The sequence below is a fragment of the Pedobacter sp. UYP24 genome (assembly GCF_054057295.1).
This window is the reverse complement of sequence record NZ_JBSRZD010000012.1, coordinates 1-23,543: the sequence shown is the minus strand read 5'-3', so window position 1 is coordinate 23,543 and position 23,543 is coordinate 1. Positions and strand designations below refer to the sequence as shown.

General features: G+C 35.6%; 19 protein-coding genes and 1 tRNA gene. 13 read left to right on the top strand and 7 right to left on the bottom strand.

Annotated elements, in window-relative coordinates; all coding sequences use genetic code 11:
• The first annotated feature begins 161 nt into the window (after positions 1 to 161).
• The 7 genes from ACVWYN_RS16530 to ACVWYN_RS16500 all read left to right on the top strand — a co-directional run bounded on the left by ACVWYN_RS16530 (position 162) and on the right by ACVWYN_RS16500 (position 5,893).
• The gene (locus tag ACVWYN_RS16530) at positions 162 to 1,040 is read left to right on the top strand and encodes a cell division protein FtsX (RefSeq protein WP_457289991.1); all 879 of its coding nucleotides are present in this window, start codon (positions 162 to 164) and stop codon (positions 1,038 to 1,040) included.
• Complete coding sequence (locus ACVWYN_RS16525; protein ID WP_457289990.1) at positions 1,040 to 1,264, top strand: DUF3098 domain-containing protein; 225 nt, start codon at positions 1,040 to 1,042, stop codon at positions 1,262 to 1,264. The genes ACVWYN_RS16530 and ACVWYN_RS16525 overlap by 1 nt, the downstream gene beginning before the upstream one ends.
• A 4-nt stretch (positions 1,265 to 1,268) precedes the next feature.
• Positions 1,269 to 2,063 (top strand): undecaprenyl-diphosphate phosphatase, encoded by a 795-nt coding sequence (locus ACVWYN_RS16520; protein WP_457289989.1) that lies wholly within the window; start codon positions 1,269 to 1,271, stop codon positions 2,061 to 2,063.
• Positions 2,064 to 2,089: 26 nt separating this feature from the next.
• Positions 2,090 to 2,791, top strand: coding sequence for a tRNA pseudouridine(55) synthase TruB (gene truB, locus ACVWYN_RS16515; RefSeq protein ID WP_457289988.1), 702 nt, complete (start codon positions 2,090 to 2,092; stop codon positions 2,789 to 2,791).
• A gap of 7 nt (positions 2,792 to 2,798) precedes the next feature.
• Complete coding sequence (locus tag ACVWYN_RS16510) at positions 2,799 to 3,659, top strand: YitT family protein (protein WP_457289987.1); 861 nt, start codon at positions 2,799 to 2,801, stop codon at positions 3,657 to 3,659.
• A gap of 11 nt (positions 3,660 to 3,670) precedes the next feature.
• A complete protein-coding gene (locus ACVWYN_RS16505) occupies positions 3,671 to 4,603 on the top strand; it encodes a bifunctional riboflavin kinase/FAD synthetase (protein WP_457289986.1) in 933 nt (310 codons plus the stop codon).
• A 252-nt stretch (positions 4,604 to 4,855) separates the two neighbouring features.
• A complete protein-coding gene (locus ACVWYN_RS16500; protein WP_457289985.1) occupies positions 4,856 to 5,893 on the top strand; it encodes a DUF2157 domain-containing protein in 1,038 nt (345 codons plus the stop codon).
• On the opposite strand, the gene ACVWYN_RS16495 is transcribed toward ACVWYN_RS16500, so the two are convergent.
• Together ACVWYN_RS16495 and uvrA are read right to left on the bottom strand one after the other, a co-directional pair.
• On the bottom strand, positions 5,894 to 6,514 hold the full coding sequence (locus ACVWYN_RS16495; RefSeq protein WP_457289984.1) for a LysE family transporter: 621 nt from the start codon (positions 6,512 to 6,514) through the stop codon (positions 5,894 to 5,896).
• A 14-nt stretch (positions 6,515 to 6,528) separates the two neighbouring features.
• Positions 6,529 to 9,330, bottom strand: a complete 2,802-nt coding sequence (uvrA, locus tag ACVWYN_RS16490) for an excinuclease ABC subunit UvrA (protein WP_457289983.1) — start codon at positions 9,328 to 9,330, stop codon at positions 6,529 to 6,531.
• Between the two features lie 262 nt (positions 9,331 to 9,592).
• Between uvrA and ACVWYN_RS16485 the strand changes: the two genes are divergently transcribed.
• From ACVWYN_RS16485 to recA, 4 genes are all read left to right on the top strand, one after another.
• Positions 9,593 to 10,168, top strand: coding sequence for an RNA polymerase sigma factor (locus ACVWYN_RS16485; RefSeq protein WP_457289982.1), 576 nt, complete (start codon positions 9,593 to 9,595; stop codon positions 10,166 to 10,168).
• 142 nt (positions 10,169 to 10,310) lie between these two features.
• Positions 10,311 to 10,448 carry a hypothetical protein gene (locus ACVWYN_RS16480; protein WP_457289981.1) on the top strand — a complete coding sequence of 46 codons (138 nt, stop codon included), beginning with the start codon at positions 10,311 to 10,313 and terminating at the stop codon, positions 10,446 to 10,448.
• 106 nt (positions 10,449 to 10,554) lie between these two features.
• Positions 10,555 to 11,190, top strand: coding sequence for an endonuclease III (gene nth / locus ACVWYN_RS16475; protein ID WP_457289980.1), 636 nt, complete (start codon positions 10,555 to 10,557; stop codon positions 11,188 to 11,190).
• A 139-nt stretch (positions 11,191 to 11,329) separates the two neighbouring features.
• The gene (gene recA, locus ACVWYN_RS16470; RefSeq protein ID WP_457289979.1) at positions 11,330 to 12,343 is read left to right on the top strand and encodes a recombinase RecA; all 1,014 of its coding nucleotides are present in this window, start codon (positions 11,330 to 11,332) and stop codon (positions 12,341 to 12,343) included.
• Positions 12,344 to 12,627: 284 nt separating this feature from the next.
• Here the strand turns inward: recA and tsaD are convergent, their stop codons facing one another.
• On the bottom strand, positions 12,628 to 13,629 hold the full coding sequence (gene tsaD, locus ACVWYN_RS16465) for a tRNA (adenosine(37)-N6)-threonylcarbamoyltransferase complex transferase subunit TsaD (RefSeq protein WP_457289978.1): 1,002 nt from the start codon (positions 13,627 to 13,629) through the stop codon (positions 12,628 to 12,630).
• 77 nt (positions 13,630 to 13,706) lie between these two features.
• Here tsaD and ACVWYN_RS16460 point away from each other — a divergent pair, with 77 nt between their 5' ends.
• The gene (locus tag ACVWYN_RS16460; protein WP_457289977.1) at positions 13,707 to 18,119 is read left to right on the top strand and encodes a translocation/assembly module TamB domain-containing protein; all 4,413 of its coding nucleotides are present in this window, start codon (positions 13,707 to 13,709) and stop codon (positions 18,117 to 18,119) included.
• Position 18,120: 1 nt separating this feature from the next.
• Here ACVWYN_RS16460 and ACVWYN_RS16455 read toward each other — a convergent pair whose 3' ends face one another.
• From ACVWYN_RS16455 to ACVWYN_RS16445, 3 genes are all read right to left on the bottom strand, one after another.
• Positions 18,121 to 19,332 (bottom strand): bifunctional 3,4-dihydroxy-2-butanone-4-phosphate synthase/GTP cyclohydrolase II, encoded by a 1,212-nt coding sequence (locus tag ACVWYN_RS16455; protein ID WP_457289976.1) that lies wholly within the window; start codon positions 19,330 to 19,332, stop codon positions 18,121 to 18,123.
• 128 nt (positions 19,333 to 19,460) lie between these two features.
• The gene (locus ACVWYN_RS16450; protein WP_457289975.1) at positions 19,461 to 20,876 is read right to left on the bottom strand and encodes an LptF/LptG family permease; all 1,416 of its coding nucleotides are present in this window, start codon (positions 20,874 to 20,876) and stop codon (positions 19,461 to 19,463) included.
• A gap of 28 nt (positions 20,877 to 20,904) precedes the next feature.
• Positions 20,905 to 21,285 carry an START-like domain-containing protein gene (locus ACVWYN_RS16445; RefSeq protein WP_457289974.1) on the bottom strand — a complete coding sequence of 127 codons (381 nt, stop codon included), beginning with the start codon at positions 21,283 to 21,285 and terminating at the stop codon, positions 20,905 to 20,907.
• A 105-nt stretch (positions 21,286 to 21,390) separates the two neighbouring features.
• Between ACVWYN_RS16445 and ACVWYN_RS16440 the strand changes: the two genes are divergently transcribed.
• Positions 21,391 to 21,464: transfer RNA gene (locus ACVWYN_RS16440), tRNA-Met, on the top strand.
• 54 nt (positions 21,465 to 21,518) lie between these two features.
• On the opposite strand, the gene ACVWYN_RS16435 is transcribed toward ACVWYN_RS16440, so the two are convergent.
• Positions 21,519 to 23,276, bottom strand: coding sequence for a S8 family peptidase (locus ACVWYN_RS16435; RefSeq protein ID WP_457289973.1), 1,758 nt, complete (start codon positions 23,274 to 23,276; stop codon positions 21,519 to 21,521).
• Positions 23,277 to 23,543: the final 267 nt, after the last annotated feature.

The window sequence follows — 23,543 nt, the reverse complement described above, 5'->3', positions numbered from 1 at the left end:
AAACTCCGCCTTTTAACAGGCTTAGGCATTAAAGCCTTGATATATGTTAAATTTTAAGCGTTAAATAATGTTAAAAAGTGAAAACACCAAAGATATAAAAAGGATATAATTTACTTTAGTTGCTTATATTTTTTATTTTCGCAAATAAAAACTACTAATACATGGAAGAATTTGAAGTGAGTGATGCTTCTAAGAAGACAAAGACCATTTATATTTCTACAATATTTAGTATTGCCTTAGTCTTGCTTATGCTGGGAATGCTTGGGTTGATATTGGTGCATGCTAAAAACCTTTCTAACTACGTAAAAGAGAACATTGTTCTGAACATCATAGTTGATGAGGGTGCAAAAGACGCAGAAATTCTTCAATTCCAAAAAGAACTGAATGCAAATCCCGCCATAAAAAATACCCAATATGTTAACAAGGACATGGCAGCCAGAAATTTGACCAATGACCTTGGCGAAGATTTCGTGAACTTTTTAGGATATAACCCCTTGCTTTCAACTGTTGACGTTTATTTGAAAGCCGATTTTGCAAATGCCAAAGGAATAGAAGCACTTAAAACCAGCATTGCTAAAAATCCCGTAGTTAAGGAAGTGATATATCAAAGTTCATTAATTGATATGGTGAACAACAACATCAATACCATAGGACTGATCATCCTTGGATTTGCTGCTATATTGCTAATCATATCTGTTGCTCTAATTAACAATACCATTAGACTTGCTATTTATTCTCAGCGTTTCCTAATAAAAAGCATGCAACTAGTTGGCGCAACTAAAAATTTTATCCGTAAGCCATTTATTCTACTTGCGGCATTACATGGCTTAATTGCTGCATTTATTGCAATCTTAATACTACTTGGTTTACTTTATTACGCACAGCGCGAAATACCAGAAATTATAATATTAAGAAATTACACAGAATTTGGAATTGTACTTCTTGGTTTGGTAGGTGTGGGCATCTTTATTACCGCAATTAGCACTTCCTTTGCAGTTGGCAGGTATTTACGTTTAAAAATTTACGACCTTTATAGATAATGATAGAAAAAAAAGCATCCCCTGCAACGCAGGAGAACAAATCAGAATTGGTTTTTAACAAGAAGAACTATCAACTGTTGCTGATCAGCATTGCAATTGTGGTAGTTGGCTTTATTTTAATGATGGGTACAACAGATATTTATGACTTTAGAAAAACTTTACTTGCCCCTTTGGTGGTATTGTTTGGATTTGGTTTTGGAGTATATGCCATATTAAAGAAATAGATTTATGAATTATTTTCAAGCTATCATCCTTGCTGTAATAGAAGGACTAACGGAGTTTTTGCCTGTTTCTTCTACCGGCCATATGATCATTGCTTCTTCTTTTATGGGTATTGCTACTGATCCCTTTGTTAAATTATTTACCATCGCAATCCAGCTAGGTGCTATTCTTTCTGTTGTCATATTATATTTTAAGCGTTTCTTTCAAAGCATTAATTTTTATCTAAAACTACTGGTTGCTTTTATACCCGCAGCAATTTTTGGATTTTTATTGAGTGATAGGATTGATAAGTTGCTTGAAAGTCCACTTACTGTAGCAATCTCACTTGTTATAGGCGGTGTTATTCTCCTATTTGTAGACAAATGGTTTAATAATCCGACCATCCTTGAAGAAAAAGAAATTAATTACATCACGGCTTTAAAAATAGGATTTTTTCAATGTTTGGCGATGATACCTGGCACATCTAGATCTGGGGCGACAATTGTTGGTGGCATGTATTTAAAAGCAAGCAGAAAAGTAGCGGCAGAATTCTCCTTCTTTTTAGCTGTTCCAACCATGTTTGCAGCAACAGCTAAGAAACTACTGGACTTTTATAAAGAAGGCCATACCATTTCATTTGAGCAGGTTCAACTACTGGCAATTGGTAATATCATTGCATTTATTGTAGCATTGCTGGCTATTAAAAGTTTTATTGGCTACCTAAATAAAAATGGTTTTAAGATGTTCGGATGGTACAGAATCATTGCGGGAATCATCATTATTATCTTGTTACAAAGCGGTCATAACCTGCAAATAATATAGTATTAATTTCCATTTACTACGTCACTTTGAGTATAGAAAAAATACAGGAAAGGATTTTTAGTTTTGCGGACGGTGAGTTATTACTCATCAACAAACCTTACAATTGGACAAGTTTTGACGTTGTAGGAAAGATTCGAAATTCTTTAAAACCTTTAAAATTAAAAGTAGGTCACGCGGGCACTTTAGACCCATTGGCTACAGGATTGCTGATTCTATGTACAGGCAAACTGACAAAACAAATTGATACTTTCCAGGCAGAAGAAAAAGAATATACCGGAACTATGATTTTGGGTGCTACTACCCCATCTTTTGATCTGGAAACTGTGGTTGACCAAGAATTTTCTTTAGATGGGATTACGGAGGAGGCTGTATATGCCGCTACTGCTCCATTTATTGGTGACATACAACAATATCCGCCTGCACATTCTGCCGTTAAGGTAAATGGGGAACGCTTGTACGTAAAAGCAAGAAGAGGAGAAGAAACAGAGCTTAGGTTAAGGTTTGTAACCGTATCTGAATTTGAAATTACCAGAATTGATTTACCTGAAGTAGATTTTAAAATTGTTTGCACTAAAGGAACCTATATTCGATCGCTGGTATCAGATTTTGGAAAGCAACTCAACAATGGAGCTCATCTCTCGAAGCTTACCCGTACCCGTAGTGGTAAATTTTTGTTAGCGGATGCCTACGAGGTAGCCGATCTGGTTACTTATCTTCGCAGTAAATAAAAACCTCATGTCAGCTCAAGCTAAAAAAAACATTAGATACTTTAAAGAACTCATCTTAGTTTGCCTAGGAATTGTATGCGCCTGCTTTGGTTTAAAAAGCTTTTTAATGCCCAATAATTTTGTGGATGGGGGCGTAACCGGGATTTCTTTGTTAATAAGCAGGCTAACAGGACTGGAACTTTCCTACCTAATTCTCGCAATAAACATCCCTTTTATTATACTGGGATTTAAGCAAATAGGAAAAGGTTTTGCATTTAAAACCGCTATCGCCATCTCAGTTCTGGCAATTTCACTACACCTTCTCCCATTTGAACCTGTAACCAGCGACAAATTGTTAATTGCCGTTTTTGGTGGTTTATTTTTAGGAGCCGGAATAGGTTTGGCTATGCGGGGTGGATGCGTTATAGACGGAACAGAGGTTTTGGCATTGTATATTAGTCGCAATAGTATTCTTACGGTAGGCAATATAATTTTGGCCTTAAACATTTTAATATTTGGCTTTGTTGCCTATTTTTTGAATCTGGTAACCGCAATGTATTCCATCTTAACCTATTTATCTGCCTCCAAAATGGTAGATTTTGTAGTGAATGGGCTTGAACAATATACCGGAGTAACCATTATTTCAGATAAAAATGACGACATAAAAAAGATCATCACAGATCAAATGAAACGCGGTGTTACCATTTATAAAGGTGAAGGCGGCTATGGGATCAAAAAAGATATTGATATTTTATATACAGTAGTGACTAAGCTGGAGATGAGTAAATTACAAAGCGAAATTAGACAGATTGACCCTGATGCTTTTGTGGTGCAACAGCAAATTGCCGACATAAAAGGAGGCGTAGTAAAGCGCCAACCTTTACATTAAATGGAATTCACTTGAAAATATATAATCATTTTTCTGAATTTAAAAAGCTAGATAATGCGGTTGTAACCATAGGTACATTTGATGGTGTGCATTATGGACATCAGAAAATTATTAAAAGACTTTGTGAACTCGCAAAGGCTACCGCAGGCGAATCAGTAATACTTACTTTCTTTCCTCATCCAAGGCTAATTATTGATCCAGAAAATCAAAACCTTAAGATGATCAATACCATTGATGAAAAGGCAAAAATACTGGAAAGTTTAGGCGTAGATCATTTAATTATAACGCCATTTACCCGCGATTTCTCGAACATGAGCCCCGCAGAATACATTAAAAATATCTTAGTTGATACGATAGGCATTAAAAACATTATTGTGGGTTACGACCATCGTTTTGGAAAGGACAGGTGCGGGGGAATGAACGATTTACAGGAATTTGCAGACTTATACGACTTTAAGATTGAGGAAATAGCAGAGCAGGATATCAATGATGTTTCTGTGAGCTCTACAAAAATCAGAAATGCCCTGCTGAATGGAGAGGTAGCTTTAGGTGCAGAATTTCTTGGATACAATTTTTCAATATCCGGACGGGTAATTAAAGGAGATAAAATTGGAAGGACAATTGGTTTCCCAACTGCAAATATATTTGTAGAAGAAACTTATAAATTGATCCCTTCTGATGGCATCTATGCCGTTACAGTAGCACTAAATAATGACGTTTTTAAGGGGATGGCCTACATTGGTCAACGCCCAACGATTAACGGAATGACCAGGAACATAGAGGTTAATATCTTCGACTTTAACCAGGAAATTTACGGGCAGTCTATTACCATGAATTTCCTGAAATTCTTAAGGCATGATGTTAAATTCACAGGATTGGAGGCACTAAAAGAACAACTTCAAAAAGACAAAGAAACAACATTAGATTTTCTCAAAAACAAGTAATATTATAGAAATGGCAAGCCTCTTATACGGCGATAGTAATAGTTAGCTTTCTAATAAGCTTCAATTGCGGGAATGGAAAGTTAAGGGGCTTGTTGTACTTGGATAGATTTTTCTTGGGCGGCAAGTCCATCTCTTAATCAAAATCTAAAATCCGTTTTCAAATCTTATATTTGAAGATGGCGACGTAATATTGATCGTTGGTAATAACAAAAAGATTCCACAATTGTTAAAATAGCTGACCGTATAGCACGAATGAAAATAGATCAGGAAAAGAGCGAATTCTTGGATGAAATGCTAAACCATTGGCAGGAAGAGCAACTCCTATCTAAAGATGATGTAATACGGCTTAAAGGCAGCTATGAGATAAAAACATTTGACTGGCGGCGACTTGCACAATACTCGTTTTGGATTGCAATGGCTTGTGGTGTAATATCATTAGGTGCCCTTCTGGTTGACGACAAGATCTTGAATTATCTCCTGTTTCTCTTCGATGCCTCTAACATGATGATCAGTATACTTTCTGCTATAGCAGCTTTTTTTACTTATTATTTCGCTTTTAAAAGAAAAAAAACAAAAGCTCATCAGGTATTTAGTAACGAAGCGCTAGTATTTAGCGGAGTGATGCTTACTGCGAATGCAATTGCGTATCTGGGAAAAGCAATAGACGATGGTAGCTCACATTTCTCCCTACTTATACTTTTATCTGTATTTATATACGGATTACTAGCATATATTTTTCAATCAAGGTTAATATGGGTATTCGCGTTAATATCACTTGGTGCCTGGTTTGGGACAGAAACCGGATATATATCTAGATGGAACTGGTATTTTATTGGAATGAACTATCCTTTGAGGTTCGTGTTTTTTGGCCTGATTATAACTGCTGCTTCATTCCTTATCAGCAAAAGCCAAAAGCTCAGGATATTTTTTCAGGTCAATTATATCGCTGGTATGGTATATTTTTTCTGCTCGCTCTGGCTACTATCTGTATTTGGAAATTTTGGAACTTTGGAAGAGTGGTATAGCGTAAAACAGCTGAGTTTATTTTATTGGGGAATTATTTCGGCTGCTGCATCATTAATCAGCATTTTTATCGGATTGAAGTACAGGGATGACATTGCTCGTGAATTCGGCATTACCTTCTTGTTCCTAAATCTTTACACCAGGTATTTCGAATATTTTTGGGATAGCTGGAATAAGGCATTATTTTTTAGTGTGCTGGCTATTTCTTTTTGGTTTATTGGGCGAAGGGCAGAAAAAATTTGGACCGTGGGGTTCCTTAAAAAATAGCTATTTGAGAAAGTGTATATACACAATTTTACAAATGTGATATGCTGATAAGGCAAAGAATAGTATAGCAATCCCTTTATTCACTTTATAACTGGTTAAAGTGAATTTTTCCTGTACATACTGAGCAAACCTGGCAAAACCATACAATGCTAAAGCAGCACCAATACCAGACCCAATACTAAAAATTGACAATGACAGGTAACCAATATTTATCCACTCATGAGATATTAGGTAGGTACCAACAAATAGCCAGAAAGGAATTTGCATTGGATTGACGACCCCAAGTAGTAAGCCATATCTGATACTGTCTTTTTTCGAATAATCAGTCTTTGGCATTTCCTTCCTGGAACGCCAGGTAATAACTCCAAGTACCCCAAACAGGAGGATCATAATGACATCAATAATATCTCCCAGTTTGATCTCGCTAGATAGCCATTGAACGAATCGCATTACCCCGAAAGTGAATAAAACCTCAACAGAAGCAAATGCTGCAATAAAATACAACGCTTGTCTAATACCACGCGTAATCGTGATCTGAACAACAGTAAGATTTACATTACCTGGCGGTATGTACCCCACCAAGTTTAAGACAATGCCCAGAAAGAGTGTTAAAAACAGCATTTGCGAAGATACGATTATTTCAAATGTGCCTTTAAAAACTTAGCCGTATAAGATTCTTTAATCTTCACCAAATCTTCTGGAGTACCTTCGAAAACTATACTACCTCCTTTGTCGCCACCTTCAGGACCAATATCTATTACCCAATCTGCAGATTTAATCATATCCATATTATGTTCAATCACCAAAATAGTATTGCCTTGTTCTATTAAAGTATTAAGTGCAATTAACAATTTCTTGATGTCGTGAAAATGAAGACCAGTAGTAGGCTCATCAAAAATAAATAGGGTTTTATTAGCGTTATTCCCTTTAATTAAGAAGGAGGCCAATTTTATTCTCTGTGCTTCTCCTCCTGACAATGTATTTGAAGATTGCCCCAAATGAACATATCCCAAACCTACATCAACCAATGGTTGCAACTTGTTTAATATCTTAGTTTCCTTGCTGAAGAAAGAAACAGCCTCATCGATAGTCATGTCAAGAATATCAGCCACGTTTCTATCCTGGTAAGTGATGTCAAGTACCTGCTGTTTAAATCTTCGTCCCCCACAGGTTTCACAGGGCAGATAAATATCAGCCATGAACTGCATTTCTATTTTAACCTCACCTTCTCCCTGACATACATCACAGCGACCACCTTCTACATTAAATGAAAAAGCTGCGGGCTTTAGCCCTGCTGCTTTAGAAGCCGGCAAGGCAGAAAACAATGCCCTAACATCATCCCAAGCTTTAACATAAGTCACAGGATTAGATCTGGACGAACGGCCAATTGGGTTTTGATCTACCATTTCAACCTCGCTAACTAGTTCATAATTACCGAAAATACCATCGTAGGCACCGGTTTGTTCTCCTGAATACTTACCTATAGCTTTTTGGAGTGCTGGGTAAAGAATCTTTTTTATTAAACTGGTTTTACCTGATCCGGAAACGCCGCTGACTACAGTGAAAACGCCGATAGGAAATTTAACATCTATATTTTTTAAGTTGTTTTCCCTGGCACCTTTGATCATAACATGATCTTTCCAACTACGTCTTTTACCCGGAATAGCAATCTGTTCTTTACCTGAAAGATATTGGCCGGTAAGGCTTTTTTCATCTTTAAGAATCTGATCATAAGTTCCGCTAAAAACCAGGTTACCACCATGCGTTCCTGCCATGGGACCAATATCAATAATATGATCTGCAGCCCTCATCATCTCCTCTTCATGCTCCACCACTAAAACGGTATTACCAACATTCCGAAGCGAGACCAGCACTTCGATCAGCTTATTTGTATCTCTTGGATGTAGGCCAATACTAGGTTCATCTAAAACATAAATTGACCCTACAAGACTACTCCCAAGCGAAGTTGCGAGATTAATGCGTTGTGATTCTCCTCCGGAAAGCGTATTTGATAGCCTATTAAGGGTAAGATACCCTAAACCTACGTTGTTAAGATAAAGGATGCGGTTACCAATTTCGGCCAAAAGTCTTTTGGCAATCATTGCTTCGGTAGTGGAAAGTTCCAGGCTATCGAAAAAACTAAAAATGGTTTCCAAAGGCATCAAAACCATATCAATGATAGACTTGCCATTGATCTTTACATAAGAAGCATCCTTGCGAAGCCTGGAACCCTTGCAATCCGGACAGACGGTTTTTCCTCTATATCGGGAAAGCATTACCCGGTATTGAATTTTATAAGTTTGCTCCTCAAGTTCTTTGAAAAAAGCATCCAATCCCTGAAAATAACTATTACCAGTCCATAACAGTTTTTGCTGTGCTTCGTTTAACTCACTAAAAGGCCTGTGAATTGGAAAGTCAAATTTTGATGCTGTTTTTATAAGCTTATTTAGCCATTCACGCATTTTCTCACCACGCCATGGAGCAATGGCATTATCGAACACGCTTTTACTTTTATCAGGCACTACGAGGTCTTCGTCAATACCAATAACGTTTCCATATCCTTCACATCTTTTACAAGCTCCGTAAGGATTATTGAAGCTGAAAAAATTAGGAGTGGGTTCTTCAAACCTCATTTCATCCAGCTCAAAACGATCACAAAAGTGCTTAAGCTCTGATTCGTACGAAACATAGCAATCACCTTTACCCTCAAAAAAGGCAGTTTGTACGGAATCAGCCATTCGGCTGAGCGTTTCCTCTTCCTCACTGACCACAATACGATCAATCAATATTTTAACCGTATGCTCATCTTTCAGTTCAAAATCGACAAATGATTCATCTTCCAGTATGGTTTCAATTTTTTGAATTTCATCCTGATAAGAAACCCTTAAAAATCCCTTTTGCAGCAAAACTGCAAGTTCCTCCTTTATTGAGCGGTTGTTATGAGGAAACAAAGGACAGAAAATAGTTATAGTAGTACCATTACCTAAACCGATTACAAAATCAACCATGGTAGTAACCGTATCTTTTTTTACAACACTGCCCGATATTGGAGAATAGGTTTTACCTATTCTTGAAAAAAGAAGTTTCAAGTAATCGTAAACTTCAGTTGAAGTACCGACTGTGGATCTTGGATTAGATGTGATTACTTTTTGTTCAATAGCAATAGCAGGAGCAATGCCTTTAATGTAATCAACGTCAGGCTTATTCATTCTCCCCATAAACTGCCTGGCATAAGAAGAGAGACTTTCTACGTATCTACGCTGACCTTCGGCATAAAGTGTATCAAATGCGAGTGAGGACTTTCCAGAGCCAGACATCCCTGTAACAACAACAAGTTTATTTTTTGGAATGGCCACATCTATATTCTTGAGGTTATGTACCCTTGCACCCTTTATGATAATATGTTTATGCGGATCTTTGTCTATTTCTTTGCTCATTGGTTTTTAGATAGAAGCTGCAAATATACCTGAAATAATGAATATGCAGATTTGAACCAGCGGGCTAAATTGATACCAATTGGAGAGAAATAATATTTTTTAACATTTTTTATACTGGAATATGATAAAAATTTACTTCTTTTGAATTTATAACTGTTTAGTCAACTCACACATCTAACATCAATAGGAGAATCGATATCGAATCAAACATCTACTAAGTATTTTTTAGCCAACAGCAAGGGAAATTAGTAAGGGAACTCCTATGAAACTACAGCATTACAACGATCAAGATCTGGTAAAATTATATCTAAATGGAGAAGAATCCGTTTTAGAGGAACTTTTAAGGAGGCATAAATCGAAAATTTACACCTCAATATATCTTTTGGTTAAGGATCAATATCTTGCGGAAGACATTTTTCAGGATGCCTTCATTAAAGTAATCAATACGTTAAGATCCGGTAAGTATAACGAAGAAGGTAAGTTTTTGCCTTGGGTTATGAGAATTGCACACAACTTGGTAATAGATTATTTTAGACGTGAAAAAAGGGCGCCTGTTATTACAAGCGCCGATGGTACAGATATTTTTAACCTACTTCAATTCCATGAAGAAAACGCAGAAGACAGAATCCTGCGCGAACAGACACATCTTGAACTAAGAACGATGATCCGGCTATTACCGGATGACCAGAAAGAAGTTTTGATTATGCGACATTATGCAGACCTTAGCTTTAAGGAGATAGCTGAACTGACAGGAGTTAGCATTAATACAGCACTTGGACGAATGAGATATGCACTTAGCAATCTACGAAAGATGATGAAGGTGAAAGAGATATCTTAACGGTGAGCGTTTACGCGCAGAAATTATTTCTTAAGTAAAATAAATTATAATTGATTACGTTCTAATAGCAACTTATAACTATTAATCGCGTATGATGGAAACCTCTACTTCAATTAATCAACTAAATTACGAAAAAACAATCATGGAATCTACTATTGAAAATATAGATTCTGTTGATTTGAGATTTTACCAAAATCTTAAACCCGAGCTTGATGCTTTGGCCAGGAATCCTTTAGATGAAACAATCAATAAGATTCTTGCCTATTCCATGAAAAAGTAATTAAAAACAAAAATTAAGACGCTAAAAAAGGTTGGTGAGATATAGCTTGTGACTAACCTTTTGAATTTCCTTCAATCGGATTCGTACAATTTATATAAGTTTGTCTATGCTCAAGAAAGAACGTTATAAACTTTTTGTGTCCCATTTTTCTGTTAAACAGCCTAATGCTGAAACAGAACTAAATTACAATAGTCCATTCCAGCTCTTAGTAGCCGTGATTTTATCTGCGCAATGCACCGATAAAAGAATTAATTTAGTTACCCCTCCATTATTTGGTCGTTTTCCCAACCCAGAATTAATGGCAGGGGTTACTTCAGATTTAGTATTTGATTATATCAAGAGTGTAAGTTACCCCAATAACAAAGCCAAACACCTTGTAGGAATGGCTAAGATGCTGGTAGAAGATTTTAACAGTGAGGTTCCTTCAGACATAGATGATCTTCAAAAGCTACCAGGAGTAGGAAGAAAAACCGCAAATGTTATCGCCTCAGTAATATTTAATGCGCCTGCCATGGCCGTTGATACACATGTTTTTAGAGTGGCAAACAGAATTGGACTTTCCACAGGAAAAACACCACTTGCAGTTGAAAAAGAATTAGTTAAATATTTACCGCAGGAAACGATTAATATTGCACATCATTGGCTGATTTTGCATGGAAGATATGTTTGCGTAGCAAGATCACCAAAATGCAGTATTTGTGAAATCACAAGCTTTTGCAAATTCTTTCAACGAGCTAATTAAATAACTAATTTTTTTAGTGAAATAATTTAATAAAAAAAATAAAGAGAAATAAAGTTGTACGTTTATTTAAATTATACATATATTTGCTAATATAATTAGTATATCAAAGTCTCAAATAAACTTTTTTGAATAAAATATTATGAACACTAGCGCAGATAAATTAAAAGCATTACAACTCACTCTAGATAAACTAGAAAAATCTTACGGTAAAGGTACTGTTATGAAATTAGGTGATAGTGCTGTAGAAGCAATTGAATCGATTTCCACAGGCTCAATTAGCCTGGATATAGCATTAGGAATTGGTGGAGTACCAAAAGGAAGAGTAATTGAGATTTACGGCCCTGAATCTTCTGGTAAAACAACACTTGCAACACACATAATAGCAGAAGCTCAGAAAAAAGGAGGCATTGCTGCATTTATTGATGCGGAGCATGCATTTGACAAGGGCTACGCTAAAAAACTTGGAGTAGATGTAGACAATCTATTAATATCTCAGCCTGACAATGGTGAGCAGGCTTTAGAGATTGCAGACAACCTAATTAGATCTGGAGCAATTGATGTGATTGTAATTGACTCAGTTGCAGCATTGGTTCCAAAAGCGGAGATAGAAGGTGAAATGGGCGACTCAAAGATGGGCCTTCAAGCTAGACTCATGTCACAAGCTCTTAGAAAGCTTACTGGCACTATAGCAAAAACAGGGTGCTGCTGCATATTTATTAACCAATTACGAGAGAAAATTGGTGTAATGTTTGGCAACCCAGAAACTACAACAGGTGGTAATGCATTGAAGTTCTATGCTTCAGTTCGCCTTGATATCAGAAGGACTTCTCAAATCAAAGACTCGGACGAAGTTTCAGGAAACCGGGTAAAGGTTAAGATTGTTAAAAATAAGGTTGCCCCACCTTTTCGTATTGCAGAATTTGATATTATGTTTGGTGAAGGCATTTCCAAAACAGGTGAGATCATTGACCTTGGAGTAGACTTTAATATCATCAAAAAAGCTGGATCATGGTTCTCTTATGGAGAAACTAAACTTGGACAAGGAAGAGATGCAGTTAAACAATTACTAATGGACAATCCAGAGCTATCTGAAGAAATAGAAAGAAAAATCAGAGCTGAAGTCAGCGGCGAAAAACTAGAAGAAAAAGTTTAATTAAATTAATAAAAAAAGGGTCTATTTTAAAGACTCTTTTTTTATTTCTTACCTGTAACTGGGGGATTGTGACTTGCCATTTACAGCAGGATTGCTTTCCATAAAATTGCTATCAAATTTCACAATCGCATATATTGCCACAATTGCCATAGCAACTAGTACAAGCAGCCCCAAATAGTCCCTTTTTTTATCTTTTTTTATCAACCATATTAGAAATAAAACTAGCGGAAAAAGCATCAAACCGAAAAAAACAAAACTCATTATACTCATAACAATCAATTAGATTAAAATTCCATTCTGGATAAAGGAGCAACATCCTGGCCAACAAAATCTTTATTAAGATATTTATAATGTCCTGCAATAGCAATCATAGCAGCATTATCCGTACAATATTCAAATGCTGGTACGAATATGTTCCAATTTTGCTCATCTGCTAAATTTTTTAATCCAGATCTCAATCCCGAGTTGGCAGAAACACCTCCTGCAATAGCAATTTGATCAATATTATATTCCTTTGCTGCCTTTTTGACTTTATCTAGCAAAATATTCACAATACTAAATTGTACTGATGCGCAAATATCACTTAAATTCTCGACTATAAAATTCTCGTTCTGCCTTTCCTGGTCTCTTAAGAAATATAGGATTGAAGTCTTGAATCCACTAAAACTATAATCAAGCCCCTTTATTTGTGGTACTGCAAATTTAAAAGCAATGGGATTACCTGTCTGAGCATGCTTATCTATAAGTGGCCCGCCAGGATAAGGTAAGTTCAATATTTTAGCGGTCTTATCAAAAGCCTCGCCAGCTGCATCATCTAAAGTTTCCCCAACAATTTTCATATCAGAGTAACTTTTTACCAAAACTATTTGTGTATGACCACCAGAAACTGTTAGACATATAAATGGAAACGTAGGTTTAGGATCGTCGATAAAATGAGCTAAAATGTGGGCGTGCATATGATTAACAGCTATCAAAGGTAACTTCATCCCCATCCCAAACGATTTTGCAAAAGAAACCCCAACCAAAAGAGAACCTAATAAGCCTGGACCCTGAGTAAATGCAACAGCATTCACATCATTTTTGTTAACTTTAGCATCGATTAGAGCTTGCTGAATTACGGGAACTATGTTTTGCTGATGGACCCGCGAGGCGAGCTCAGGAATGACACCCCCATAATTTTGATGAATAGTTTGGTTTGCAATAACATTGGCAGTAATTTTGCCGTTATTACAAATAGCAACCGAAGTTTCATCACAAGAAGATTCTATAGCAAGTATTATCGACACGTTTTATTTTATTAAGCTACAAAACTATTAAAAAACTATTAAAAATACTTCTTTGGTTAGTTGCATCAGTTATATTATTGATAGCGATTATTATTTTTTCAATTCAATTTAAGCCCGTTCAAACTTACGTAGCAAAAAAAGCTGCGTCTTATCTTTCAAAAGAATTAAATACAACCGTATCATTAACTGGTATTTATATTAAACCATTTAAATCTGTTGTACTTGAAAACCTTGTTTTACTCGATTTACAAAAGGATACCATTTTAAATACACCTGAATTTTTAATAGATATCACTGAGTTTTCGCTCAAAAAAAGGGTCATTAAAGTAAATACCGTTCAAATCAATAATGGTCACTTTTTCTTAAAATCTTACAAAGATAGGTCTACAAACCTGGATTTTATAATTAACTATTTCAGCTCAGGATCACCAAAAATAAAGTCTAAGAAACAACCATACAAGGTATCATTTAATAGAATTATCCTTAACAATATCTCATTCAAGTATAAAAATTTACGGATTGACACCCTAATAAAAGGCGTTAATTTTGATGACATAGAACTTAATGCGCTAAACGGCATATTCGAACAGCTAAATACCTCTGATCATATTTTACAAGCAAATATTAAAAATCTGAATTTTAAGGAAAAAAGCGGGTTTTATTTAAAGAACTTAACATCATTTGTCACAATCGATACAAACCAGATAGAGTTAAAAAATTTAATGCTCGTGACGAATAAAAGCAGATTGGCAGATTATTTCAGAATGAGCTTTTCTAAATATAGTGATTTTAGGGATTATATAAATAAGGTTAGAATGAAAGCCAATTTCAAAAATAGCTTCCTTTCATCAAATGATGTGAGTTATTTCACCTCGCAATTAAACAATATTATTCTAAATCTTGAATTAGATGGGCAGGTTTCTGGATTGGTCAATAATTTAAAAGCAAAAAAACTTTCTGTTAAGGCAGGTAAAGCGACCTATATCAAAGGAGATTTTATCGTAAAAGGGTTGCCAAATATTAAGGATACTTTTATGGATTTGAAGATTGAGATGGCCGGAACAAATAAGAGCGATCTTGACGAAATACTTACAGGCATAACAAGAAAGAAATCAAATCTAGTCCCTTCAATTGTCAAAAAATTTGGTAATATAAATTTTAACGGGTCCTTTACGGGGTTTCAGAATGACTTTATTTCCTATGGTGAATTTAAGACAAAACTTGGCCGTATAGTTTCAGATGTTAATATGAAGATTGATAAACAGGGAATCCCCTCCTATCTTGGTAATGTCAAAACTTATGACTTCAATCTTGGAAACCTGATAGATGAGAAAATGCTTGGCAGAATTTCTGCTAAATTGTATGTCGAAGGCCGTGGTACCGAAATTAAAAGTCTTTCAGAGAAACTTAACGGCGATATTTCTTATGTTGACTTCAAAAACTACCGCTATCGAAACGTTAAAATAGACGGCACTTTTATTAAAAAATATTTTAATGGCTCAGTTAAAATAAATGATAAAAATATCCAACTGGCTTTTGATGGTGGTGTTAATCTAAATCCGAAATTGCCTGTTTTTAACTTCAATGCAACCATTAAAAATGCAAAGCTTAAAGCCCTTAAACTCTACAAAGACTCCCTAAAAATAGATGCTAAGTTCAAAACAAATTTTTCTGGAACCAACCTCAATAATATACAAGGTAAATTAATGATTCAGGAAATTAGACTTGACAATGTAAAGGGAATATACAATATCGACTCAGTAGGACTACAGGCTAGCGGAATAGGTCGTGAAAGAAGTTTGACGATAAACTCTGATATATTGGATGCAAGTCTAAAAGGTCAATACGACCTAAACACAATAGCAACTTATTATACTGCTCTGGCAAAAAGATATATACCGTCGTTAAAAACTAAAGGTTTAAAGTATGGCGATCAGATTTTCGATCTTAATTTAAAGATTAAGAAATTTGAACCCATAGCAGAACTTGTTGCCCCAGGACTGGAAATCGAGGATGAGGCAATTCTAATAGGAAAATTTGACTCCCCAAAAAACATAGCAACGCTTAATGGATTTGTTAAAAAACTAAAATACAAGGGCATAATAATTAACAACATCATATTAGATGAGAACACTTCAGCCGATCAATTACAAGCAACTATGACGTCAGATCGAGTGGACTTAAATGATAGCTTGTACATCAAAAACGTCAATATATCAAATATATTGAGGAATGACAGCCTTGCTCTTAATATTAAACTATCAAACTCTGATGATATTAATCAATTAGATTTAAACGGCCTAGTAGAATTTGCAAGTGATACCACTGCCAAAATTAGTGTGCTACCATCAATTCTTAAAATCAACAATGAGGATTGGAAAATTCAACAAAAAGTACGAATCAGCTTTCAAAATGGTAAAACAGAAATTACTAATTTCGATCTCAGTAATGGCACACAACTTTTAACAGTTGATGGTATACTTTCCGAATCACCTGAAGATCTCTTATTAGTAGGATTTAAAAATTTTGATTTAAAAACTGTCAATCCCTTTGTAAAAACCCTAGGTGTTAAGTTATCTGGCAAGGCCAATGGTGAAACTAAACTATATAATATTTTAAAATTCCCGCGCCTTTCCGATAACTTGAAAATTGATTCGTTAAGATTTAACGATACTTACATTGGGACACTCACAGACACTTCTTCCTACGACAGAACAAAGAATGCAATTAATATATTTACAAATATTATTGCAGAAAGTAAGGAAACTCTAAAGGCTAGGGGAACTCTTAACATGGAAAAAAAGGATATTGATATGAGTATCAAACTTAATCAAAGCGAACTTGCCGTGTTAGGACCTTTTGTTAAAAATCTCGTATCAGATTTAAAAGGCCATATATCAGCCGATCTTAAAGTAAAAGGTTCATTTAGCGCACCTGCTATTAATGGAGAAATTTCTTTTGACAAGGGAGCAATGACCATTAATTACTTAAAAACTGCATACAGCATCACAAACAGTGTGACTGTAGACAACAGCGTAATAAAAATAAATGACCTTAAATTGATCGATGTTGAGAATAATCAAGCCGTTGCAAATGGTTCAGTTGATTTAAATGACATTAACAACCCAACAATTGATGTAGTTGTGAATGCCAAAAATTTTATGGCGCTCAATACCACATCAAAAGACAACCCACTTTACTTTGGTCGTGCATATGGTACCGGCATCTTCAAATTTAAAGGACCAACAAACAAAATATTTATTGACATTGATGCCAAAACAGAGCGTGGAACAGTATTTAATTTACCCCTTAATAGCTCAGAAACTGTATCGAACAAAGATTTTATAACATTCATTAGCAAAGACACTACAAAAGTCATTAAAAAAGACACAAATTTTGATGGTCTAACCATGAGTTTAAAATTAGATGTGGATGCGAACACCACTGCAAATATTTTTACAAGTCTGGGTAATCTTTCAGGCCGTGGCTATTCAAAAAACCTAGACCTGAACATCAATAGTTTAGGCGATTTTGAAATGTCGGGCGACTATATTATTGAAAGTGGGAGTTTCGATTTCACTGCCCAAGAAATCATTAATAAAAAATTTCAAATCAGGCAAGGTGGAACTATCAGATGGACGGGAAATCCAACTACTGCACAGATTAATTTAAAGGCTATTTACTCGCTCAGAGCAAGCCTTAGTGACCTCTATACTGCCGCTAATCGCGAAGGTAGAAATTCAAGTGAGCGAGTCCTTACCGAAGTAGAAATGGGCTTAACAGAACTTTTATTAAAACCTAAGATTACATTGGATATATTTTTCCCTTCAAATCCTTCAATTAAAGAAGAACTTCAATCCTACTTTAATGATGAAAACAACCGGAATTTGCAGGCATTGAGTTTAATTCTTAGAAGAAGCTTCGCTCCTGGCACTGGTAAAGAGGATTTAGGAAAACAATTAACATCAGGCGTGGCCAGTACCGCTACTGAATTACTTTTTAATCAATTCAATAACGTACTGTCCTCATTAAATTTGAATTTCGTAGACATCAATATTCGATCTTTGAGTGAGGCCAATGCATCTTTCAGACTATTTAACGACAGGGTCATCCTGAATGCTGGAATTATAGACAGGCGTAGCACGAATGATTTGTCACCGATAGGATTTACAAAGAATAATGTAGGTGGGGAGGTTGAAATACTTACACTTATAAAAAAAGACGGAACATTAGTAGGAAAGCTGGCAAACAAACCACCAGCACAAGTGAACAATTTTTTAGGATTAAGCCAGAATAACAATGTAACTTCTCTTGGACTGATATATACCCAACAGTTTGATTCCTTTCATGAATTTCTTCAAAAAATTACTGGTCAATATCGCAAAAGCCAAAAGCAAAAGGATGAGGAACAAAAACCAATTCCGGCCAAATTACCGGTTATAACACCTGCAGCTTCAATTCCAGAAAAGAAAGAACAGAAGAAAAACTAAACTATCCCTTCATAATCTGGTGACCCATTTTATCTCTCTTTGTTTTAAGGTATTGTTCATTGTGAACATTGCTTTCTATCTCTATGGGAACATTCTCAACAATTTCCAATCCGTAACCGATCAAACCTGCTCTTTTAGTAGGGTTATTGGACATAAGTTTCATCTTTTTAACTCCTTGTGCACGCAGAATTTGTGCTCCCACACCATAATCACGCTCATCTCCTTTAAAACCAAGTTTTATATTCGCTTCAACTGTATCAAATCCAACGTCCTGCAAATTATAGGATCTTAACTTATTTATGAGTCCAATACCTCTTCCTTCCTGATTCATATATACAATTACACCCTTGCCCTCTTTGTCAATCATCTCCATAGCTTTATGAAGCTGCGGACCACAGTCGCATCTACATGAACCAAATATGTCACCTGTCACGCATGAACTATGTACCCTTGTTAGAACGGCCTCATCTTCTTTCCATTCTCCTTTACTAATTGCAAGGTGAGTTGCGTTAGTATCGAGCTGAGTATAAGCAGTCATTTTAAAATCACCCCACTCTGTAGGAAGATTTACTGTAACTTCAGATTTGATTAAACTCTCTTGACTGATCCTATAGGCAATCAAATCTTCAATGGAGATAATGCTTAACTGATGCTGAGCAGCAATCTTAAATAAATCTGGAAGCCTAGCCATCTCACCATCATCCTTCATAATTTCTACAAGCACGCCTGCAGGCTCTACACCGGCAAGTATGGCTAAATCAATAGATGCCTCAGTATGACCAGACCTCCTTAGTACTCCACCATCCTTAGATCTTAATGGGAAAATATGTCCTGGCCTTCCTAATTCATCAGGGGTTGTTTTTGGATTTATTAAAGCTTTGATCGTCTTCGATCTGTCAGATGCCGAAATTCCTGTGGTACAACCATGACCGATTAGATCAACTGAAACAGTAAAATTTGTTTCATGAACTGCAGTATTCTTGTTTACCATTAACTCAAGTCCAAGTTCATCGCAACGTTCTTCCGTTAAAGTTGCACATATTAACCCTCTACCGTAGGTAGCCATAAAATTTATTACTTCAGGAGTTGCATTACTTGCGGTAGTTACAAAATCCCCTTCGTTCTCTCTATCTTCATCATCAACTACGATAATAACTTTACCTGCCTTTAAATCGTCAATGGCTTCTTCTATCGTATTAAGTTTGATTTCCATTATTTATTTCTCTAAAAGATCAACTTTAACAGGTTGACTAATTTTAATATACAACAAAGTTACAACCTTAAGCCGCAATAATGCTCAATAAAATTATCACAAATAAGTAATGTAATTTATATTAGAGCTTACCTTTTCCTTTTAAACAAATTTAGTGCAATCTGTTTAAAATAGTTGATGTCAAAAAGTGCAGAATCTACAGTTGCTTTATAGGTTAAAAATGCGCCAAGAGGTGAAAGCACAAAGATGGATAACCACATCCCAAAAAATGAATTAAGCGAACCAGTGGTAGCAGATTTTTCAGAAACAGTAGCAATGATATGATACAACAAAAAGAACACAATGGCCATTACTACAGGTAGACCCAACCCACCTTTTCGGATTATTGCGCCAAGAGGAGCACCGATAAAAAATAAAAGCAGACAAGATGCTGCCAAGGTAAATTTTCGTTGATACTCCATCTTTACCTTTATAATATTTTTAGCTCTTTCTTCATGATCGATTATCCTTCCAAAAGTGGTTTGCTTAATTGAGGTTGCCAGGTCGATCGCTGTTTGCACTACCCCTAATCTTTTCGTTGATGGTATTAAATCCAGAATATTTTTACCAATCTTCCTTACTGGCGTTTTAATTTTTGTGTACCCCTTAACAAAATTATATTGCTTATAATAGGTCCCTATACTAGTAGCAGCAAATTTGTTAATACTGTCAAGTTCATTAGACAGAGAATCCCTTTTTTTTGTTAAGCCCTTTAGATTAAGCATCTGGGTATTCCCCCTAAAATCCTGCTCATTTGTTCGGCTCATCTTAAAACTAGAAATGTCAAACTTTTGATCAGTTTCTCCAAACCTCATTCTAGTTAGCTCCTGTCTTGGGTTGCTATAAGTATTCCTACCTTGAGATTCTTCGTATCGGATGCCGTCTTTTAACTTTAATAGCAAGAACTGATCATTACTTGACATTTCGCCTTCTTTTGCAATAATGATTTTTGCTATACCTGAAGTATTGGTGTGATCATAGATCATAACGTTATAAAGCGTTCCGTCTTTACTTTTCTTGTCTACCCTAATAGAATAGCCAGGTATACTGTTATTAAAAATACCTTCCTTTATCAGAAATGATAATTTCTTATTCCTAATATCCCAAAGTAAAGAACCAAATTTTAAATTCGCTTTCGGCAACATATAGTCTGAAAACAGAAAAGATCCAATTGCAAGACCGATTATCAGCACAAACAAAGGCATCATTGCTTTTTGTAAAGATACACCGGCAGATTTAATTGCTACAAGCTCATAGTTCTCTCCTAACGTGCCAAATGTCATTATCGATGACAGGAGCACAGATAATGGTAAAGCCATTGAAACGTTGGATGCAGATGCATAATACATCAACTCCAAAATCGTATACCATTCAAAACCTTTGCCGATCAGATCATCAACATATTTAAACAGAAAAAGCATTAGTAGTATAAACATCACAATAAAAAATGTGACTATAAACGGCCTAATAAAAGCTTTTAAAAGAAGTAGATGTATCTTTTTCAAGTTACAAAGTTAGAAAAAGACATGAAGATTAAGCCCCAATTACACTATGTAAATAGGTAATTTGATTGTCCCAAATCAATGTTCTCTCAGCAAGTGTTTCGTCAGTAGCGAAATCAGTAATATATAGTGCCACATCGTTTGTTAATTCGTCTTGGACAATTTCCATTTCAAAATAACAATGTGGTTCATCATCTATCCATTTGAATTTCACAAGCTTATTTTCCTTTATACTTAATAGCTTTGCTTTCTGAATTTCATCATCCCATGTAAAAGTATAAACTTGATCTCTGAACACAACATCATCTGCAAACCATTGAGATAAACCATTTGGTTCACTTATAAAACTAAATAAAATTCGAGGAGATGATCTTAGCTCATACTCCAAAGTAAACTTCTTCTTATCCGACATTGATTAATTCTTATACCTGAAATAATAGACTAATTTTTTTACTATTTGTTTCTAAAGAAAAGTAATTTATTCTATATTTGCAACTCTTAAAAAAATAAGATTTCCGGCGGGGTAGCTCAGATGGTTAGAGCGCAGGATTCATAACCCTGAGGTCGGCAGTTCGATCCTGCTCCCCGCTACTTGGTTAAATCCCTTAATGTAAAAGTTAAGGGATTTTTTATTGCTCAAGAAATCTATTTTTTATATTTATCGGCCAGTAGCATCGCCTGGTAAGCGTTTACTATCCCACCGCTTACACAAAGGTCACTCAGTGGTACTCTTAAAGTCTCGCCCTTTTCATTTCTGTATCGAACTTTCTGTTGCACTTTAACTACACTTTTCATGATAATATCTCTGACATCAGATGGAGAAAATTCTGGATGGTAGCTAAGAATCATAGCAGCAAGTCCAGCAACAACTGGCGAAGCCATACTGGTTCCATCAAATTCTTCATACTTAGAATCCGGAACAGTCGACTTGATCATAAACCCCGGTGCAAACACATCCACAGTATGCTTCCCATAGTTGGAAAAAGAGGCCTTTAAATTTGCATCGTTTGCGTAAGCACTCGCTCCTACCTCTATCCAGTTACTTGCTTGAGCAAATCCAAATCTAGTAGTATCCGGTTCAATCTTTTTGATGTTGGGCAAAGAAGGATAACGACGGCCCCTATTCATTGAAACATCTGGTTGATCCATTTTTATAACCGGCAACATTGCCATTTTCCTTTTCTTTAATTTCTGATAAGCAAGTGCTTCAGGGGTATCATAATACTTATTTGGATAGTTATCTGAAAAATCATTATTCTCACTATCATTACCTGCGGCATGTACAAGAAGTGCGCCCTTCAATTCTGCATATCTTACTGCATCGTCGACGGCCTTTTTATCCCACTTAAATCCCTTTCCGAAACTCATATTAATAACACGGGCACCATTATCTACAGCATATCTGATTCCATTGGCCACATCCTTATCTCTTTCATCACCTTCTGGAACCACTCTTACAGCCATTATACTTACAGAGTTTGATATTCCATTAATGCCTATTCCATTATCCCTTTTGGCACCAATAATTCCAGATACGTGGGAGCCATGGTCAGCATTAGGCCCTTTAACATCATTATTTCCGTACCTTCTTTCATTTACATCTGCGTAATTATCCCCAACAAGTTGTTGTCTGGTGTCGTATTCAAGATTGAGGTTGTACCTAAGCATAACATCATATTGCTTATATGCTTCCTTCATATCTTTCACATACTTATCAACGCTACCACTTTCCTTAATACCAGAACGGATGACTTTCTTAACTTGTTCTTCTTCTTCACTATCTGCAATATACTTATCCAAATCCTCTGAAGAAGGGACTGACTTATTGGTAACTTTTGCAACAGAGTCAATAACATGGGTTATAAGACTTAGATATCTAAAATTCTCATCAGCTTCATTATATTTTATACCAAACTCTCTACGTGCTTTATTAAACAGATTAAACTCTTCTCTTTGCGTGCTGTCCATTACTGTTGATGGCAATGAAGATTGGTAAAGAGGCTTATATTTCCTTATTATACGTACCAATTCCAAATTATCATACTCAAGATTAGTGCCCTTAGAGCCAATAAAATTCCAGCCATGAACATCATCAACATACCCATTACCATCGTCGTCAATTCCATTCCCAGCAATTTCTTTAGTATTTGTCCATAAAATATCTTTTAAATCTTCATGATTTATGTCCACTCCACCATCAATCACCGCTACAATTATATTTTGCTTAGGCTTCCTATTCTTTAAAATCTCATTGTATGCTTTCTCAGTGCTAATACCAAAATAACCATCTTTAACGAGGTCCAAATTGAACCAATTAGCAGGAAGTTTTACATCCTTACTTTGTCCAAATCCAGAAACATATAAAAACAAAAACCCGATGACTAACAATCTATTAAACTTCATTCCTTTTACATTATAAGTTATCCAATGTACAATATACGGTAATATTAAAGCGCAGATGTTGATTTCACATTTTTTAACAGTTACTATCCAGTATTAAAATAAACCTAAAATAGAAGAAGCATTACTTAGCGTAATGCTATTGAGTGAGGGTTATTGTTTTAATAGATTTTTTTTTATAAACAAGAATACCCTGTAGTTTTCACTACAGGGTATCTTTAAGATCTGGCACCGACCTACTCTCCCACGTGTTACCGCAGTACCATCGGC

What these genes read in the sequence shown, in the direction of transcription:
- ACVWYN_RS16530 (WP_457289991.1), top strand. Translation starts at nt 162, where the DNA reads ATGGAAGAATTTGAAGTGAGTGATGCTTCTAAGAAGACAAAGACCATT.
- ACVWYN_RS16525 (WP_457289990.1), top strand. Translation starts at nt 1,040, where the DNA reads ATGATAGAAAAAAAAGCATCCCCTGCAACGCAGGAGAACAAATCAGAA.
- ACVWYN_RS16520 (WP_457289989.1), top strand. Translation starts at nt 1,269, where the DNA reads ATGAATTATTTTCAAGCTATCATCCTTGCTGTAATAGAAGGACTAACG.
- ACVWYN_RS16510 (WP_457289987.1), top strand. Translation starts at nt 2,799, where the DNA reads ATGTCAGCTCAAGCTAAAAAAAACATTAGATACTTTAAAGAACTCATC.
- ACVWYN_RS16500 (WP_457289985.1), top strand. Translation starts at nt 4,856, where the DNA reads ATGAAAATAGATCAGGAAAAGAGCGAATTCTTGGATGAAATGCTAAAC.
- ACVWYN_RS16495 (WP_457289984.1), bottom strand. Translation starts at nt 6,514, where the DNA reads ATGCTGTTTTTAACACTCTTTCTGGGCATTGTCTTAAACTTGGTGGGG.
- uvrA (WP_457289983.1), bottom strand. Translation starts at nt 9,330, where the DNA reads ATGAGCAAAGAAATAGACAAAGATCCGCATAAACATATTATCATAAAG.
- ACVWYN_RS16485 (WP_457289982.1), top strand. Translation starts at nt 9,593, where the DNA reads ATGAAACTACAGCATTACAACGATCAAGATCTGGTAAAATTATATCTA.
- ACVWYN_RS16480 (WP_457289981.1), top strand. Translation starts at nt 10,311, where the DNA reads ATGGAATCTACTATTGAAAATATAGATTCTGTTGATTTGAGATTTTAC.
- nth (WP_457289980.1), top strand. Translation starts at nt 10,555, where the DNA reads ATGCTCAAGAAAGAACGTTATAAACTTTTTGTGTCCCATTTTTCTGTT.
- recA (WP_457289979.1), top strand. Translation starts at nt 11,330, where the DNA reads ATGAACACTAGCGCAGATAAATTAAAAGCATTACAACTCACTCTAGAT.
- ACVWYN_RS16455 (WP_457289976.1), bottom strand. Translation starts at nt 19,332, where the DNA reads ATGGAAATCAAACTTAATACGATAGAAGAAGCCATTGACGATTTAAAG.
- ACVWYN_RS16445 (WP_457289974.1), bottom strand. Translation starts at nt 21,285, where the DNA reads ATGTCGGATAAGAAGAAGTTTACTTTGGAGTATGAGCTAAGATCATCT.
- ACVWYN_RS16435 (WP_457289973.1), bottom strand. Translation starts at nt 23,276, where the DNA reads ATGAAGTTTAATAGATTGTTAGTCATCGGGTTTTTGTTTTTATATGTT.